Source organism: Brenneria populi, from assembly GCF_036016195.1.
GTDB lineage: Bacteria > Pseudomonadota > Gammaproteobacteria > Enterobacterales > Enterobacteriaceae > Brenneria > Brenneria populi.
Window position 1 is genome coordinate 281,574 of the sequence record NZ_JAYWTM010000007.1, and the last position, 15,783, is coordinate 297,356.

Here is a 15,783-nt window from a genome sequence, read left to right on the forward strand (position 1 = left end):
GGCGCAGGCAAAACACCTAAGAACACGCATTGGTAATCATTCAGAAAGGGATGGAAAGATGAAGAAGATTTTACTCGTTGCTGGCACAGCTCTGGTTTTGGCGGGATGTGGTGAGAAAGGAGACTTTGAGAAAGCGATTAATGCGAAAATTTCAAAGTCCAAGCTGTGCTACTCATTGCAGGACAATAACATTGTATTTAATAAAGGTTTTCCTATCCGGGTTAACAGTGGCTATCGTTCTGCCGGATACAGCGCCAGCGATGAAATTTTAAGGGGGTTATCTGATCAAGGGTTGCTTGCTGTTTCGAGGCAGTCTAACGGCTTTAGTAGCGTTGATGTTCTGGAAGTGACGGATCAAGGCCAACAGGTTGAGTTTTGGGACAAAAAAGACGGTGCCTGTGTTGGTCATCGTGTTGTAGCTGAGATAACGAACTGGACAGAACCCAGTGAAGCTGATGGCCTAAAAGTGACGCAGGTTTCATATACATGGAAATTGGCCGATGTGCCGGGATGGGTTGATAAAGATGTCTTCTCTGGTGTGAAAGGTATGGCTGAACCAGAAGAAGCCAAAATTGTTCTGGTGAAAACCAATAACGGTTGGAAAGCTAACTAAAGACGTTCTCACTAAATAAAATGCAGTGTCCTTTTTGCTTCAAAGAAAGCCAGCGCGGCGTTCATGTCTGTACGGGGTGTCAGGCTTCTGTTTTATATGGGGCCTTTCCGCAGTGGTATGCTGTTGTGATTATCTTACTGTCTTTCGGCCTGTCGATCCTGATAGGGATGTCTACAGGAATAGCCGGGGCTACTATCAGTTTACCGATAATCGCTATTGTGGGTTTTGTAGCGGGTAAGCTGATTTTCTCTGATAATGTGGTTTTCAGACGAAGGCTGTAATCAGCCTCAATACAGAAAACCATACTTTTGATTTATCAGGGTATGGTTTTTTTGTATGTGAAAAGGCGAAACTAATACACCAACTCACTACAGACTGTAGACTGACTGATCCGTGCCTGAAGCGGACATTCATGCGATTTGTTATTAATGACATCACACCTTCATGTGAGTCATAACCATAATCATTCAAATATTCACCAAGTCAGGCCAGTCCCAGTTATCATATCTTTGAATTTTTGTCGTAAGTTCCTGTGGTGCTTCGCTGCCTGTAAGATTTTCACGATAACTAATTGAACCTATTGGTATTACTTGCTCAACACTGAGGGTATTAGGTTTCCAAGGCGTCAGGCGTTTATTAGGTTCAAAAACTTTAACGTCTCTGTTTATAGTTTTTAACCACGAAATACTTACGACTTCAGCACCAGCAGCATTGAGATACATCCTTGCGGTTTCATGAGCATTTCCCTCCGTACAAAAATCATCAATAATTAAGACTTTGGCTCCTCTTAATTTTGGTGGGTTAACATAACGCTCACCAGTATTTGAATTTTTTATAGGGGCCGGATTCAGGTGGACTGTATTAATTTGAGAGGTTATTGATACATCGCCACCTTGTCTGCGGACATTTTGTGATTTATCCGCCGAAGTATGCCTGATAAATAGGTCTTTTAAGTATTTTCCCTTAAATGCTACTGCGAGGCCTTTTAGATCATGCTCCATTATCCCACCAAGTTTGTAAGGATTGTCAGAGCTGTGGCCCACATATGTCGTTATGTATTTTGCGCCATTACTTAATCCAGAGAAAAATATACTCGCCGCTAAGTATCTGATCCAGAAATCTGGAGTCCCTATTGATAATTTTGCTAACGACCGGGCATTTTCTGAGTAAAGACTAAAATCTGCAAGATAAGTGCTAAAAGGGGCTAATGCGTAGTAATGTGCATTCTTTAAATTGCCTTGCCATCCCCAAGTGGTTTCGCGCAGACAAAAAATATCTATAAAACGGGCAATTTCTTTAGGTGATGAAAAAAGAAATCCATATTCATTAACTGGTTCAAACCACGTTGCATTAAGAAATAAAACTTTTCCATTAGTTGCGGCCTGCAAGTCCTCATCAGAACGGCCTACATATATAATTTCATTTCTTTCGAGATTTAGATCTTTCATTATAAAACTAATCGCCCGACCACTTTGTTTGGCTGGGATGTCTGAATTTAATGCACGGCAGTAGTGTTTTGAATTTGGATAGTATTTAGCAAAAAACTCATTTAACGGTATCTGTTTGTTATCGCTGAAAACCATCCTGTTGTTATTTGTAAGAAATATTGTTTGAATATTCTTAGATGATAGGAAGTTTAATAATTTTCTGAATTCTTTGTTTATGGATTTCTTTTTTTCAGTTGAATGAGGGTTCGATCTTGTCGGTAATACAACATCGCTTACAGAGAATATGACAGCTTTGAGAAGCATAATGACTCCCATTAAAAAAATGTCAGTTGCTGTAGTGTATTGAGTGAGGGGGAGTTTAGAATTTTTTCAAATTCTTTATCATTGGTTAGTGGTGTTTTAAGTAACACTGCACCGTAGTTACTTTGCGCAAATTTAATTTCTTCATTTTCAGCCATGTCTCCAAATACTGGACATAATATTTTTCTTTTGAGTTCAGAAGCACTTTTAACAGTGTGTGCAGTTCCGCTTTTAATATTCCACTCAACAGGGATTAAGATATCACTGATTGCAGCCTGAATTCTGTTGCGACGAACGAAATTTTCTTTGCTGGGTTTTTGGTCTGGTAAGTACTCAGTCACAATCAGGCCACCTTTGCTGACAATATCATTTCTGATAGCTTCACTGTTTTTAGGGTAATTTGAGTAAATGCCGGTACCTAGAACAGCAATAGTTGGCACCTTAAACATCAAAGCGGATTCATGTGCAATCTGATCAATTCCAAACGCTAACCCACTTACTATCGAATAGTCCAAATTTATGAAGTTTGATATTACAGACTGAGTAAGAAACGTTGCTAATTTACTTGGTTCTCTAGTTCCTACGACACCCACACATTTTTTAGCCAATAGGGACATATCCCCTTGTGTAAAAAGCCAATACGGTGGGTTGGTAAGTTCTTTTAGTTTTTCCGGATAGGATGGTGAACCATGATGAATTATTGAAAATCCCTGCGCATGATAATTAATTAATAATGATTTTGCGGCGTCAATCATGCTGTTTCTGAATTCGGGCCAAGTGGTCTCAGAAATATTAAAAAAAGTTTTATTAAGCCTTACCCCTAAAAGATCCTCGAACTTCTGAAATGTATTTGCTGTTATGATATCCCGAAACCTTATACCGTTTTGAGCTACTTTATATAAAGACCAGTAGCTGACGCCACGTATAGATGAAAGAGCCAATAATGCAGCACTTTCAGTGTTCCATCGAGCCTGTTCAGTATCTGTCATTTTCACACGCCAAGTTACAAGACTTTTCATTGTTCTATCATATATTTGTTCAGTTGTGTAGAAGGGGCACCGCCAAAACAAAAGCGTGTGGTTAAGTATGTGATATCATACAGTTAAGCGTATAAATTTGAGAGCAACGTTTGTAAGTCACTATGTAAAATCCTATTCATGCTAGTAATTGACACGGCATGGATGAAGTTACATGTAGACAAACCATGAACCTCGGCGGTTTGTAGGGATTGCACAAGAGCGTTAGAAATTCCGTTTCATTCCAGTAACATATCCCAAAAAAGGAATGACACATGTCCCAACCCTTCGATTTCGACAAAGCGCTGAAAGCGCTCCAGTCCGGCCAGTCCCTGACCGGCAAAGATGGCATCTTAACGCCGTTAATCAAACAGTTAACTGAATCTGCCCTGTTCGCCGAGCTCGATTCTCATCTGGCTCAGGATGTGGACGCCAATCGTAAAAACGGCTCCGACAAAAAGACCATCAAAGCGACAACCGGCAGCTTCGGACTGGCCACGCCGCGCGACCGCAATGGCACTTTCGAGCCGCAACTGGTGAAGAAGCACCAGACTACCCTGTCCGACGAGATTGAGCACAAGATTATCCGCCTGTTCGCCCTCGGCATGAGCTACGCCGACATCAGCCGGGAAATCGAAGACCTGTACGCGTTCAGCGTTTCCACGGCCACCATCAGTGCCGTTACCGACAAGGTCATCCCCGAACTCAAATACTGGCAGCAGCGCCCGCTGGAACCGGTGTATCCTTTCGTCTGGCTGGATGCCATCCACTATAAAATCCGTGGGGATGGGCGCTATGTGAGCAAGGCGGCGGAGACAGCGCTGGATGAGTTGGATGCCAAATGGGGCCAGCAGTATCCGATGGTTATCCAGTCGTGGCGTCGGAAATGGGAAAACCTGTCAGCGTACTTCCGCTATCCGGCGGATATCCGCAAGGTGATTTACACCACCAACGCCATCGAATCGGTGCATCGGCAGTTCCGTAAGCTGACGAAAACCAAAGGCGCATTCCCGAACGAAAACAGCCTGTTGAAGCTGCTTTATCTGGGGCGAATGAATGCGCAGGAGAAATGGACAATGCCAATCCAGAACTGGAACCTGACCTTGTCGCAGTTAGCCATTTATTTTGACGGGCGACTGAATAACGTGATTACGCTGTAGGACATTTACCGTGACACAGAATTCTGAACACTCCCTTTCTATCTGCCAGTCTTGCCTGACGCACTTTAGGAAAGTGATTGCGGCCTGCAGCCGGTGGCAAATTCCCCGTGAACTCTACACGCCTATCAATGTTCCTGTCGATCATGGCAAGAGTATTGCCGACATCATGAAATGCTACCGATGCGGTGAAGTAATCCCTATCTTTGATTTTGAAAGGCATAACGGAAGAAAGCCACATACAGTTCAATACCGGTATTCCAAGACAGCGGGAGCGAAGTATTGGGCCAACACCTGTCCGAATTGTAGAGCGCTACAGGGTCATTGGTTTCTCTATATGGAAATTCATGAGGATGGCTCCCTATGCCACCTGCAGAGCATCGATGACAACGAGTATGAACTCGGCCAAGTATGGGGAACGGATGAAGAAAAACTTGCGGCCATTCTTCATTTCGACAGTAAATTATGATCATAAATAACGTGATAAAAATGTGATGATTTCCTTAAATTTATATGCTATTGATATAAAATGTTATGTTTTATTGTTTAACAGGGTGAGTTGATGAAAATATATTTGGACCATAACATTATTATTTATTTGCGTAATGGAAATGCAGATGAGCTTAGTAGGAAGATAGATGATTTGAAATCAAATGGAAATATTTTTTTATTTAGCCCTGCGCATTTAGAAGAAATTGCCGTGTCATACAAGAGATATAATGTAAATAAAAAAATTATTGATAGAGATATTTCATTTTTGACAGACCTTTGTGGAAATAATTCCTTAAGACCAAATACAAGAGAAAGCGTGGCCGTTGGTACGGAATACCCGATTGAATGCTTCCAACGAGTTATAAGATATTATGACAGAAATGATGAAGCCGAGATGATTGATCGAGAGGTTATTGTCGATGCTAATGATAATCCCGCAGGCTCTCCTCAAGAGATGAATAATATACTTCCTGAAGATGTTCTTGAACACGCCCACTATAAAGAGAGGTTACTTTGTTCATTGGTGATTAATAAATATATAAGTCAAGAGGATTCTATTAAATACTTCAATTCGTGGCATTTCGACCAATCACCACCGAAAATAATTAGAGACAGGTTCTGCGTTTTAGAACATTCTATAAATTTAATCGCTAACTGGCTTGAAAAACTTGGCTACTATAGAGAAAAAGAGACAAAGTATAGATCAAGGCTTCATGACGTTTCTCATATAATATATGGGAGATACTCTGATATATTTGTATCTAACGATAGTAAGTTAGTAAAAAAAGCTCAAGCAATATATGCTTTTTTAGGAGTTGAAACTAAGGTCATGCTTATGCAACAATTTTTAGATGATCCTAAGTTATAGATGATCTGCTAATATTTAAGATATGATAAACGCTCTACAATTTATCGTGAGCGTTTATTGACGAAAGATTATCTTTAACAATATAGTTGTTATCTATCTTTATAGCCATTATGTGGCCTTAGTTTGGGTATTGGCGGTTTCCCATCAGCCGCTAGTGTTGGTCTGTAGTTAAGAGCGCTATCAGGCTGTGCTGGTTTAACTGGACGACGTGGAAAGCGTCTAATCGCATCAGGTGTTGGACTATAAGTGTCACTGTTGAATCTGGCGCGTCTTTCATACTCAGTACGTGGCACATAGATGCCTTGAACCTCATCAAAGACATAGTTTTCAGCAATACGCTTATCATGTTCAGCATCAACGGAAACAGGTGCAGGTTTCTTCTTAGCCCAGACAAATTTCTCTTTTATGTATTCTACTACCAACCGCGTGAAACGTTTAAATATACCATCTTGACGAGGTTTAGCCTGCTTTCTCTTAGATTTAACAGGAGCGCGTTTAACCGTACTGGCAGTTGGGAAGGATGAGGTTTTCAGTTTAGTGCGTGTATGAGGCGTAGGGGCAACGAGAACAGGTTTTTGGCCTTCAGATGCTGACTGTGAACCTGTTTCAGAGAACTCTGTTCGAGGTTGTATTTCAGGCAATACGATTTCAACAGGCTCAGGCATTTCGGATACGGTGAAACTTCTAAGGTCAACAACGATCTGCAGATCTAAATCTTTGAAGGTGTTGTATGTGGCCTGTGCTTCCTGTTTCATCTCATCACGAACAGCCTGTTCAGCAGCACGTTTTTCCTGAACGCTCTTATTGTTCCACTTGGCACGATGGACACGTTGCATAGGTGGACGGCTGGTTGCTGTTGCCTTGGCGAGCCATAATGCTTTTGCTTCTACATCTAAGGTAATAGTGGCGTTTTCGAGTGCTTCATTGTATTGAGCATCAATAGAACGATGATCAATACGCTCATTGCTACCAGCAGCAGCCAGATAGCGATTGGCAATCACTGACCATGATTCACGCCAAAGGATTACGTTTTTCTTGTCGTTCCAGCTTCTTTCTTTTTTACCAAAGCCATCAGCAGTGATTGGTTTCAAAGTCAACATCACATGAGCATGGGGATTATTACCATCAAGATCGTGAAATGCGATATCGGCAATCATGCCCTTATCAACGAAATTTGTCTGGCAGTATTCAACAACCAATTTTATCTTGTCTTCATTGCTAAGTTCACAGGGAATAGCTACATCAAAATAACGAGCTGTTTGACCGTCTTTTTGACGCTCAACTCTTTCTACTTCATTCCACAAGGCTGTTGAGCTTTCAATAATATGAGCAGGCGAGGAAGCTGGCGCTAATATCTGATGATGGAATAAATCTGTTCGGTGGCTGAAATCATATGTGTTGCCAGTGCGATCATCTGTTATTTTGCAACGCGCATGGTAGGCAGCCTTCCTACAGGAAGACATGCCCTCAGAACGTTTCACAATTTTAAACTCCAGATGAAATATCGCCATATACTAATTAACCTCAAATATGACCATGCTGCTGTTAGTTTTTCGTAAGAAAAACTCTATGTGTTGACCTTGGTTTTGCTTTTAGCCTGCGGCAGGCAACCGTCGGTAGACCCCACACGCTCACGAAGTGAGTGTATAAGTGGGCATTGTTTTTTCTAACAATGTAAAAGCCTCTACTTAATTAATACGAAATATATTAACGACTGTAAAACAAAACGCCGAATTAAGCGGCGCTATCTGGATGAAAGGGCGAAGTATTCCGCGATATTACACGGATGGGTTTTAGATAGCGTCCGAAGGACAAGGGAAGTATTAATTTATCCCGCCGTAAGGCGGGAAAGACCTAAAACAAGAAAATAGTTGTTATAGCCGATAGTTTTCCCTGTTGCACAATTCACAGGTTAATAGAAAATTTTCAGGATAAAATGCAACAGGTAAAAACAAAAACACTAATGATCAAAATTAAGTAACGTGGTGAGTATTAGATAAAATAGTTAGTGATTACTATCGCATAGTGTTGTTAAATTTGATTTCACTTTTCAGTTTCATACATTTTCTTAAACTGGTCATACCTGAGCATGGAGAAAAAATGAAAATTTGTATTGAGTTCGAACCCTCATCATCGGGACAATCCCTCACAGCAAGTGATTGTCGTCAACAATCACGAAATGCTGCCTTATTATATTAATTTGCCATTTCAATAAAAATAAAGTAGAGAATAACAGGCGTGAAATAAAAGGAGAACAACATGAGGCTTGGTAGGCCATTAATTTAATGACAATAAATTCTGTGGCTTTGGGAATAAATATTTGGCTGATGAGTATGTGGATCATCAGATAAAAATATAATGTTCTATCCTATTGAAAAATATTAAAAATGTGTTAATTGAATTGCACTGAATATTACAAGGAGAGAGTATGCATAAAAATCATGATGAGGCCATTGATTGGGTAGCAAGACGATTAATTGAGGATGGTATCTACACTAACATTGAACAAGCCTATGCTAAGGCAACAGATATCATTAGCCGTAAAAGAGAGGAGATGAGAGAAAAACAGGAGAAGGATTATTTTCGTTTTCGTATTAAGTCCATAAAGAAAAGAATAGCATCAGGATACGAATACGCAAATATTCCATACAGGCCTAAAAAGCCGATAGTAAAAAACAACTATTCAGATTCATTTTTGGATTGGGATGCTGACGACAAATAAAACTATAAAAATATAAAGGAGAAAAATCATGACAAGAAAAACAATCAAACAACAAATTGCTTCAGCACAGGAACGCCTATTTTTCTTGGAAGCTAAAAAGAAACAGCAAACGAAAAAAGAAAACACGCGTCAGAAAATTATTTTCGGCGCAGAGGTTGCCAAAGTTTTAGGATGTGATATTGGTTATGTAGATAAGGAATTGGTTTTTGGGATTCTGCTTGATATCCCGAATCTTAATGAAAGTGATGTTGATGCCTACAGAGCACAAGGTCAAGCCTATATTGAAAGTGTTTTAAATAAATCCAAGCAGTAAATTTTCCTTTTTTCACGTCCGTACGGTGAGCCGACCTAAAACTTGTTTTTAGGTCGGTGAGCTGCTAAGTGAATATGAATAAATCATTTTTAACCAATTGCATCAATTGATAATTATTATATTGTGATTGGTGGCGTCCATCCTGAATTTTCTTGATATCAACTTCAGTGTCAACTCGATAGATATATTCAGTCATAGTGCTAATTATTATTTAAGTTAAATATTTGCTGTAAAGCCAAATCCAAAAGGTAGGATTTGGCTCAGAGATAATACGATCAGGTATTATCTCTCACGGTCTTGGTGCTTCCGTTATTTTTTACCGATGCAATGCCTGTTTCACGAGATTGCGTGGTGGCATACAGTTGGCTTGTCCCAATAACCTGATGATTGGCCGCTTTTAAATTGAAATAGAATTTTCCATTGGCGGAATCTTTCTTTTCATACCTTTCATCTAAAGGACTATTTACCTGAACAGAGGCAATGCCATTCTCTGCTGCTCCTTTTGTCGTATAAAGCTCGCTGGTAAGAATAATTTCGCCATTACCTGCTTTAAGAACAAATCGGAACTGACCATCACTGCTCTTACTCAATTCGAACCAACCAGACATATGAACTCCTTGATTTAAATCGATGATGTAAACAGTATTTGAAAACGCATTTTATGCAAAACCAGTATGCCTGAAAACCCACTTGGTGGGAATGAGGTGATGAAGTCCATGATTTGTATTGACCTGATTTTTACTTTTATGTTGATATCCCTGTCCTACCTTGACTTTTTCAAGCGCTCCAATTAATCTGTACATAAATACGTACGTTTGTTGTATAGAGGAGACATTGCTATGGCGCACGTCCGTTTGACCGAATTCCGTCAGAACATCGCCGCACATTTTGATGAGGTCATCTCATCAAGAGCGCCTTTGCTTGTTACACGCCAAGGGTCAGAGGCTATGGTCATGCTGGCTGAAGGGGAATACGAATCCATTCTGGAAACCCTGCACTTGCTTTCAACTCCGGCAAACTCTGAGCGGTTGCGCGAAAGCATTAAACAGCTCAGTGACGGAAAGGTGGTAGAGAAGGATCTGACTCTCTGATATGAAACTTCTATGGACAGAGAATGCTTGGCAGGATTATCTATACTGGCAGGAAAACGACCCCAGTATGGTCACAAAAATCAACGAGCTGATTAAGGATACCAAACGGTCGCCCTTCAAGGGATTGGGGAAACCAGAACCCCTCAAAGGTGACCTATCTGGTTTCTGGTCACGACGAATATCCGGTGAGCATCGTTTTGTCTACCGTGTGTCGGGAAAAGACAATACTCAGCAACTGGACGTTGTTCAGTGTCGATTCCATTACAAATAGCCTGCACCTAAGTGTATTAGCTTGATGATGAGTTAATACACTTTATAGTCATTCGTTATGCTGTTTTTGTAGCGCTGGTGTTCCGAGTTACCTGATTTCGAAATCCTCCAAGCTCTTACCACTTCCAAGAGCGGCAGCAATCGCTTTAGGTGTACGACCCTGACCCGTCCATAACTTTTCATTGCCATTCTCATCAACGTATTTATATTTAGCTGGACGAGGAGTACGTTTAGATTTTGCTGATTTTCCGGTAGACACAGAGCCAAGCAGTTCAGCCGGATCAATTCCATCAGCCAGTAATTGAGCGCGGAAGGCTTCAAGTTTGGCCTGACGCTCTGCATTTTGTTGTTGTGCGCTGGCTTCTTCTTCGCGGCGGTCTTCAACAATCGCGGTCAATTTTTCCAGCATTTCTTCCAATGTTTCCAGATCGATTTCACGCGCCTGAGCACGAAGGGTACGAATATTGTTTAATACTTTAAGGGCTTCACTCATAGTCTGTCATCCTGATAAAGAGAAATAGGTTATCGTGAGTTAGTGAGTTAAAAATTTGACAATCGACAACGCTAAATTATATATCAATATAACTAAGGAGGAAACAATGAAGAGAGAAAAATTAAGCGTCTACTCTGGATTTATTTATACAATGGTATTTTTAGCCGTTTTAATCGTGCCATATGGTTTGGGATGGGCGCTTTGCCATATCAGCCATGATGTTTTAAGCCATCTTATTTTGTATTCTTTAGGGGGTGCGGGGCTTGGTGTGTTTCTCATGCTATTAGGTATTGTACTTATGATCACTGACAGTTTATGGCGTTTTTTAAAGAATGCTCAAAAAATATTTCTGAGAGAAAAATCATGAAGAAAATAACAAAAGGTCGATATGGTTTTGTTTATGTGACTGTGTTTTTTATTGTCTTGGCTGTTAATGTAATTATTAATCTATCATAGATGACTATTCGATCATTAAAAGAGACGTTTTTCTTTTTTACATCTATAACAGATTGACCGTTCATCGGTAAAAAAGCCAAGTATCCGTTTTTTGCTCTTGTTCAATCAAAATTAATTGATTATCTCTTTTTTATCATTTAAATGACAAAGGAGATAAAAATGATCTTGTTGAAGAAAAGAAAAAGTAAAAAAGGGTTTTCCCTGCTTGAACTACTTTTAGTTCTTGGGATTATCGCAGCGTTAGTGGTTGCGGCATTTATTGTTTATCCAAAGGTTCAGTCCTCGCAAAGAGCCACAGCGGAAAGTAATAACATAGCGACAATTCAGGCTGGGGTAAAAGCGCTTTACACGGCAGCATCCAGTTATTCAGGGTTAAATGAAACTGTTGCAGTTCAGGCAAAGATTTTCCCTGATAATATGTTGAGTGGTTCAGGCTCCGCAGCGAAGCCTGTTAATGCCTTTAAAGGCAACGTCTTATTAGGCACCTCAACCGATAGTCCTTCCGGCGTGGCTAACTCGGCATTTACTATCACATATGTTGATGTTCCTGCATTAGAATGCACCAAGATTGTTTCCGGCGTTGGCGCAAACTTTTACAGCGTAGCGATTGGAACAGGTAGTTCGGCGTTAACAACAGGCAATATCAGAAAAGCCAGCAGCGATATGAATATGGCGACAGTGGCATCAACGTGTCAGTCTGGTGGAAACAGTAATACCATTACCTTCACCTCATTATGAATAAAAGGGCGTTCGCCCTTTTATCAATTAGTAAAAATATTATTATTTTACAATTGCTATTGCAAAACCATCCCAACCTTTTTCACCAACGGTTTGAATAGCCGTACTGGTCAAGCGAGGTTCTTCTGACATCATTTGAAGAAACGTTCTTACACCTATGACATTTTTATCTTCAGATCTCTCATCTGCTACTGCACCACCACGAACCACGTTATCACCAATGATAACTGTTCCCGAACGTGATAAATTTAGAGCCCATTTAAGATACTCTGGATTATTGACTTTATCTGCATCAATAAAAATTAAATCAAAAGATTCTTTAAGTGCAGGCAATATATCAATTGCAGGCCCTACATGAAGTTCTACCTTGTCATCTATTCCTGCGTTTACTATATTTTGTTTAGCAATGGTGGCGTGTTTTTTATTCGCTTCTATTGTGACGATTTTCCCTGTATTGGGAAGTGCTTTCGCCATCCAAATGGTACTATATCCACCGAGAGTGCCAATCTCCAATATACGTGAAGCTTTTATCATTTTGGCGTAAAGATAAAGCAATTTACCCTGTGTAGGGGAAACATCATGTTCAGGAAGAGAGTTCTCTTTGTTGTTTATTAATGCATTAGTTAACGATTCATCTTGTGCTACCAAAAGATTAGAAAAATATTCATCAACAGCGGCCCATTGTTTATGGCCTTCAGATGGATAATCAGGCGTTCTCATTGTCATTCCTCTTATGATGAAGTGTTAGTGTAGTCTATCACTTTAATATTTCACATTAATGATGAGTGAAAGTATATTTAAATATAATTTATAACAATCATATTGACCACTTTTTTATTTTTGCTAATTAAATAGTACGTGAAATAAAAAAGGACGATGAAAATGATTAAACATAAAAAAGGGTTTTCCTTACTGGAAATTATTCTGGTGTTAGGTATTGGCACTGCAATGGCTTTCCTGAAGTTTCAGGATATGAAGAATGAACAAGAAACAGTAATGGCGAATGCCGTTGGTTCTCAAATGAAACAAATGGGGGAAGCGGTCAACCGCTATATTAGTATCCGCTATGATAAACTTTCAACCCTGTCTTCCAGTAGCAGCCAAACCAGCGATCCGGGACCAAGAATCTGTTCAGCGGCAGAGTGTGAAATCACTTATCAGACATTGATTAATGAAGGGCTATTGCCTGTTAGTTATACAGGTAAAAATGCTCAGGCGTCTTCCTATAAGATTATTTTAAAGCGTGATGGCACCGCACCCAATTATGTTATCAATGGCCTGATTACCACAACTTTAGCATGGAAAGAAGGCGCTAAAATCCGCTATGACCTGTTAGGCCGTGCAATGTGGACAGCGGGTATCGATAGCGGAATCACGAGAACGGCAACGGTCGTTTCAGGGTATCAGGGGCAGTGGTCAGAAAAAGCAGCGGATTATAGCAATATCACATCAGAAGGATTACTGGTCTACCGCGTCGGCTATGATAGTTCCATGTATTCGGTTTATTTGCGTCGTGATGGAACCTTGCCAATGACGGGCGATCTGAATATGGGAGGTAATGATATTAACAATGCCAGAAATATTACTGCTTCAGGAACCGGTAATTTTGGTGGTTATATAAAATCCGGTGGCAACATCACCGCGACCACAGGTTTTGGCGATCTTATTTCACTCGGGGGTGACAAGGTAAACCGTGATTATGAAATGATCCTCCACACTAAAGGATTACCGTTAATTATTCATGATACAGAAAACTCCACCGACAGCACTATTTTAAAAACGTATGGAAATATTGAGGCCAATGGAAACATTCTTGCCAGTAAAAATATTACGGCTACAGGTAATTTGAATGGACGTCAGCTTACGGTGAAAAATGGCTATGGTGATACGATGATATTAGGCGGTGATGCGGCAGGTGAGGATTATGAAATAAGATTATCGGATAATCGACCACTGACGCTATGGCGTCATGATGGCACGACATCAGGTTCTGCGACAGAAACACGTTTTCAGGTTTGGGGCAGCCAATCCAATCGAGGGGATCTTAATATTGCTGCATCGGGAGCAGCAGCAGGAAAGATAACTGCGTCTGGCAATATCTTATCTGGAGGAACTGTTTCAGGGCAATATTTACAGCCAACATCGACAATCAGTAGTGGTGCAGCGTGTTCAATACCCGGTGCAATTAGTAAAGATGATAAAGGGGCGATTTATTCCTGTGAAGATCTAATATGGCAGCAACCAGCATCAAAGGTTTTGATAGGTTTATACCGAGTTGATATTGTTAACAGAGGAGGACGTAAGGAGTGTGTTTTACCGAATTCTGCAACAGGTGATTGTTCATGCTCTCCCGGTTTAAAAAGTGTTCAAATATCATCAACCAGTGAACAACATGAACAAGGGGGAGGCGGTAATGGTTCGGGGGCGAGTTATTATTCATATCAAAATATATATGCTTGTGTTAATTAAATAGGTCTAAAGAAATAGCTTGTTTCCGTGCATGGTCTATTTAGAATACAAGCTATTTTTGAGATAAATAGCAGTAACTTCTTCCAGTTTTAACTCATTTCTGCTTTTTGATAGGTCTGATGTAGAATATCGAGCCTTTCCCACAACACAAGAGACAGGATCTCTTTGGCTTGGGGGTTTTCAATCTCAACAACAGCGTAAATTAATGCCCGACATTGATCGATGATTTCTTCCAGTTCTAGCGGCGTGTTATCGAACATGATAAGCCTCCGCTACTGGATACTGATATGTGGCAAAAAAAGCAGTAGCCAGATGCAGATTTTCAGGAAGGGAATAGGTAAACTGACACACAGCCATAGCGTTATCCTTCTAACGTTGAGGTTAGCCCTTGTCTGGTATCGCAAGTACCTTTCAGGGGCGAAACGGTCTTTTTGTTAAATACGTACCTGATTGGCTGCAATGTAAGGCTAGGAATGGTGCTAGTCAATTCAATTAATTAACGCGATACAAGGCTGTGCTGGGCAAAACTCCATTCCCTTAAAATACATCTAGTTCTAGATATGTGTGAACAGCAGGATAAGCTGTTGTTAATGCTGAGATGAGTTTGGGGGATTGGCTCAACGCATTGACTTGGCAGAAATTTAAACGAATGAGGAGTAAGTCAAAGAGGTAAAGCTCAAAATAAATTTTAATTAAAAAATCAACACCATTTTTTTGACAAAAACCTTGTTATTTATTATTGATAATAAATCATAAATAACATAGGTGTTTAAATGAAAATATTAATTAACGTACAAAAAAACTGGCCTGATAATGTAAAAGATCTCAATTCAGCTAAATATGATCAAAATGAAATCCCTTGGTGTGGTAAAGAACTGTTCTTTTTACATGAAGATGGAAGGGTTTATCAGAGATATGTGAAGATGCCTTTTATCGTTGATGTTGATGAGTTTTCTTTATTCTCGTTAACAAATAAGGACGATAGCTCTTTTTTGATAGAAAAAATCACTGATTGGCCTAAAGGTGTCAATATTCGAAAAGGATTCGTCCGTGCAGAATGGGGACATAAATCCTATGGGTCTTGTTTTTATGTTTTTCCTGATGGTAGCAATGTGTATGCTTATTTTGATGCCCCGGTGATTCAAGAGCATCATAGGATATATAACGTAATGCCTTTTATTACATACGAGGTCTTGAACTAACTTGTCTTTTTAGTTCTTCAATCTTTATTTTTAATCTAATGAGATAGCAGGGGGATCGACTCCGCTGACTATTTTTTACTCATGATTTTTTATTTTAAATTATTGCTATTTACTTGCAAGGGGCTATTTTGAAAA

The 15,783-nt window shown here is 40.0% G+C and carries 20 protein-coding genes; 13 read left to right on the forward strand and 7 right to left on the reverse strand.

What is annotated here, in order from left to right:
• The first annotated feature begins 58 nt into the window (after window positions 1-58).
• Together VSX58_RS11285 and VSX58_RS11290 are read left to right on the forward strand one after the other, a co-directional pair.
• Window positions 59-613, forward strand: a complete 555-nt coding sequence (locus tag VSX58_RS11285; RefSeq protein ID WP_327618222.1) for a membrane lipoprotein lipid attachment site-containing protein — start codon at window positions 59-61, stop codon at window positions 611-613.
• Between the two features lie 20 nt (window positions 614-633).
• Window positions 634-894, forward strand: coding sequence for a hypothetical protein (locus tag VSX58_RS11290; protein WP_327618151.1), 261 nt, complete (start codon window positions 634-636; stop codon window positions 892-894).
• Between the two features lie 186 nt (window positions 895-1,080).
• On the opposite strand, the gene VSX58_RS11295 is transcribed toward VSX58_RS11290, so the two are convergent.
• On the reverse strand, window positions 1,081-2,364 hold the full coding sequence (locus tag VSX58_RS11295; RefSeq protein WP_327618152.1) for a hypothetical protein: 1,284 nt from the start codon (window positions 2,362-2,364) through the stop codon (window positions 1,081-1,083).
• An 11-nt stretch (window positions 2,365-2,375) separates the two neighbouring features.
• Entirely contained in the window at window positions 2,376-3,380 is a 1,005-nt protein-coding gene (locus VSX58_RS11300) for a DNA-processing protein DprA (RefSeq protein ID WP_327618153.1), read from the reverse strand.
• A 272-nt stretch (window positions 3,381-3,652) separates the two neighbouring features.
• Here VSX58_RS11300 and VSX58_RS11305 point away from each other — a divergent pair, with 272 nt between their 5' ends.
• From VSX58_RS11305 to VSX58_RS11315, 3 genes are all read left to right on the forward strand, one after another.
• Window positions 3,653-4,537 carry a transposase gene (locus VSX58_RS11305; RefSeq protein ID WP_327618154.1) on the forward strand — a complete coding sequence of 295 codons (885 nt, stop codon included), beginning with the start codon at window positions 3,653-3,655 and terminating at the stop codon, window positions 4,535-4,537.
• A 10-nt stretch (window positions 4,538-4,547) separates the two neighbouring features.
• The gene (locus VSX58_RS11310) at window positions 4,548-5,003 is read left to right on the forward strand and encodes a hypothetical protein (protein WP_327618155.1); all 456 of its coding nucleotides are present in this window, start codon (window positions 4,548-4,550) and stop codon (window positions 5,001-5,003) included.
• A gap of 93 nt (window positions 5,004-5,096) precedes the next feature.
• On the forward strand, window positions 5,097-5,894 hold the full coding sequence (locus tag VSX58_RS11315) for a hypothetical protein (protein WP_327618156.1): 798 nt from the start codon (window positions 5,097-5,099) through the stop codon (window positions 5,892-5,894).
• An 89-nt stretch (window positions 5,895-5,983) separates the two neighbouring features.
• On the opposite strand, the gene mobQ is transcribed toward VSX58_RS11315, so the two are convergent.
• Window positions 5,984-7,405 (reverse strand): MobQ family relaxase, encoded by a 1,422-nt coding sequence (gene mobQ / locus VSX58_RS11320; RefSeq protein WP_327618157.1) that lies wholly within the window; start codon window positions 7,403-7,405, stop codon window positions 5,984-5,986.
• Window positions 7,406-8,322: 917 nt separating this feature from the next.
• On the opposite strand from mobQ, the gene VSX58_RS11325 reads away from it, so the two are divergent.
• Window positions 8,323-8,616 (forward strand): hypothetical protein, encoded by a 294-nt coding sequence (locus tag VSX58_RS11325; RefSeq protein ID WP_327618158.1) that lies wholly within the window; start codon window positions 8,323-8,325, stop codon window positions 8,614-8,616.
• A 28-nt stretch (window positions 8,617-8,644) separates the two neighbouring features.
• Window positions 8,645-8,929: a conjugal transfer protein TraD gene (locus tag VSX58_RS11330; protein ID WP_327618159.1), complete on the forward strand. Its 285-nt coding sequence runs from the start codon at window positions 8,645-8,647 to the stop codon at window positions 8,927-8,929.
• A 275-nt stretch (window positions 8,930-9,204) separates the two neighbouring features.
• On the opposite strand, the gene VSX58_RS11335 is transcribed toward VSX58_RS11330, so the two are convergent.
• Window positions 9,205-9,537: a YegP family protein gene (locus tag VSX58_RS11335; protein WP_327618160.1), complete on the reverse strand. Its 333-nt coding sequence runs from the start codon at window positions 9,535-9,537 to the stop codon at window positions 9,205-9,207.
• A 231-nt stretch (window positions 9,538-9,768) separates the two neighbouring features.
• Between VSX58_RS11335 and VSX58_RS11340 the strand changes: the two genes are divergently transcribed.
• The gene (locus tag VSX58_RS11340; protein ID WP_327618161.1) at window positions 9,769-10,020 is read left to right on the forward strand and encodes a type II toxin-antitoxin system Phd/YefM family antitoxin; all 252 of its coding nucleotides are present in this window, start codon (window positions 9,769-9,771) and stop codon (window positions 10,018-10,020) included.
• Window position 10,021: 1 nt separating this feature from the next.
• Entirely contained in the window at window positions 10,022-10,291 is a 270-nt protein-coding gene (locus VSX58_RS11345; protein ID WP_327618162.1) for a Txe/YoeB family addiction module toxin, read from the forward strand.
• Window positions 10,292-10,378: 87 nt separating this feature from the next.
• On the opposite strand, the gene VSX58_RS11350 is transcribed toward VSX58_RS11345, so the two are convergent.
• Window positions 10,379-10,783, reverse strand: a complete 405-nt coding sequence (locus tag VSX58_RS11350; protein ID WP_327618163.1) for an H-NS family histone-like protein — start codon at window positions 10,781-10,783, stop codon at window positions 10,379-10,381.
• Window positions 10,784-10,889: 106 nt separating this feature from the next.
• Between VSX58_RS11350 and VSX58_RS11355 the strand changes: the two genes are divergently transcribed.
• Both VSX58_RS11355 and VSX58_RS11360 read left to right on the forward strand, forming a co-directional pair.
• On the forward strand, window positions 10,890-11,150 hold the full coding sequence (locus tag VSX58_RS11355; RefSeq protein ID WP_327618164.1) for a hypothetical protein: 261 nt from the start codon (window positions 10,890-10,892) through the stop codon (window positions 11,148-11,150).
• A gap of 248 nt (window positions 11,151-11,398) precedes the next feature.
• A complete protein-coding gene (locus VSX58_RS11360) occupies window positions 11,399-11,977 on the forward strand; it encodes a type 4 pilus major pilin (RefSeq protein WP_327618165.1) in 579 nt (192 codons plus the stop codon).
• A gap of 42 nt (window positions 11,978-12,019) precedes the next feature.
• Here the strand turns inward: VSX58_RS11360 and VSX58_RS11365 are convergent, their stop codons facing one another.
• Entirely contained in the window at window positions 12,020-12,697 is a 678-nt protein-coding gene (locus VSX58_RS11365; RefSeq protein WP_327618166.1) for an O-methyltransferase, read from the reverse strand.
• A gap of 162 nt (window positions 12,698-12,859) precedes the next feature.
• On the opposite strand from VSX58_RS11365, the gene VSX58_RS11370 reads away from it, so the two are divergent.
• On the forward strand, window positions 12,860-14,446 hold the full coding sequence (locus VSX58_RS11370; protein ID WP_407654865.1) for a shufflon system plasmid conjugative transfer pilus tip adhesin PilV: 1,587 nt from the start codon (window positions 12,860-12,862) through the stop codon (window positions 14,444-14,446).
• An 89-nt stretch (window positions 14,447-14,535) separates the two neighbouring features.
• Here the strand turns inward: VSX58_RS11370 and VSX58_RS11375 are convergent, their stop codons facing one another.
• Window positions 14,536-14,706 carry a hypothetical protein gene (locus VSX58_RS11375; RefSeq protein WP_327618168.1) on the reverse strand — a complete coding sequence of 57 codons (171 nt, stop codon included), beginning with the start codon at window positions 14,704-14,706 and terminating at the stop codon, window positions 14,536-14,538.
• Between the two features lie 513 nt (window positions 14,707-15,219).
• Between VSX58_RS11375 and VSX58_RS11380 the strand changes: the two genes are divergently transcribed.
• Entirely contained in the window at window positions 15,220-15,648 is a 429-nt protein-coding gene (locus tag VSX58_RS11380; RefSeq protein ID WP_327618169.1) for a hypothetical protein, read from the forward strand.
• Window positions 15,649-15,783 lie beyond the last annotated feature (135 nt).

Coding starts and splice junctions, on each gene's coding strand:
- VSX58_RS11285 (WP_327618222.1), top strand. CDS start 59: ATGAAGAAGATTTTACTCGTTGCTGGCACAGCTCTGGTTTTGGCGGGA.
- VSX58_RS11290 (WP_327618151.1), top strand. CDS start 634: ATGCAGTGTCCTTTTTGCTTCAAAGAAAGCCAGCGCGGCGTTCATGTC.
- VSX58_RS11295 (WP_327618152.1), bottom strand. CDS start 2,364: ATGCTTCTCAAAGCTGTCATATTCTCTGTAAGCGATGTTGTATTACCG.
- VSX58_RS11300 (WP_327618153.1), bottom strand. CDS start 3,380: ATGAAAAGTCTTGTAACTTGGCGTGTGAAAATGACAGATACTGAACAG.
- VSX58_RS11305 (WP_327618154.1), top strand. CDS start 3,653: ATGTCCCAACCCTTCGATTTCGACAAAGCGCTGAAAGCGCTCCAGTCC.
- VSX58_RS11315 (WP_327618156.1), top strand. CDS start 5,097: ATGAAAATATATTTGGACCATAACATTATTATTTATTTGCGTAATGGA.
- mobQ (WP_327618157.1), bottom strand. CDS start 7,405: ATGGCGATATTTCATCTGGAGTTTAAAATTGTGAAACGTTCTGAGGGC.
- VSX58_RS11325 (WP_327618158.1), top strand. CDS start 8,323: ATGCATAAAAATCATGATGAGGCCATTGATTGGGTAGCAAGACGATTA.
- VSX58_RS11330 (WP_327618159.1), top strand. CDS start 8,645: ATGACAAGAAAAACAATCAAACAACAAATTGCTTCAGCACAGGAACGC.
- VSX58_RS11335 (WP_327618160.1), bottom strand. CDS start 9,537: ATGTCTGGTTGGTTCGAATTGAGTAAGAGCAGTGATGGTCAGTTCCGA.
- VSX58_RS11340 (WP_327618161.1), top strand. CDS start 9,769: ATGGCGCACGTCCGTTTGACCGAATTCCGTCAGAACATCGCCGCACAT.
- VSX58_RS11345 (WP_327618162.1), top strand. CDS start 10,022: ATGAAACTTCTATGGACAGAGAATGCTTGGCAGGATTATCTATACTGG.
- VSX58_RS11350 (WP_327618163.1), bottom strand. CDS start 10,783: ATGAGTGAAGCCCTTAAAGTATTAAACAATATTCGTACCCTTCGTGCT.
- VSX58_RS11355 (WP_327618164.1), top strand. CDS start 10,890: ATGAAGAGAGAAAAATTAAGCGTCTACTCTGGATTTATTTATACAATG.
- VSX58_RS11360 (WP_327618165.1), top strand. CDS start 11,399: ATGATCTTGTTGAAGAAAAGAAAAAGTAAAAAAGGGTTTTCCCTGCTT.
- VSX58_RS11365 (WP_327618166.1), bottom strand. CDS start 12,697: ATGAGAACGCCTGATTATCCATCTGAAGGCCATAAACAATGGGCCGCT.
- VSX58_RS11370 (WP_407654865.1), top strand. CDS start 12,860: ATGATTAAACATAAAAAAGGGTTTTCCTTACTGGAAATTATTCTGGTG.
- VSX58_RS11375 (WP_327618168.1), bottom strand. CDS start 14,706: ATGTTCGATAACACGCCGCTAGAACTGGAAGAAATCATCGATCAATGT.
- VSX58_RS11380 (WP_327618169.1), top strand. CDS start 15,220: ATGAAAATATTAATTAACGTACAAAAAAACTGGCCTGATAATGTAAAA.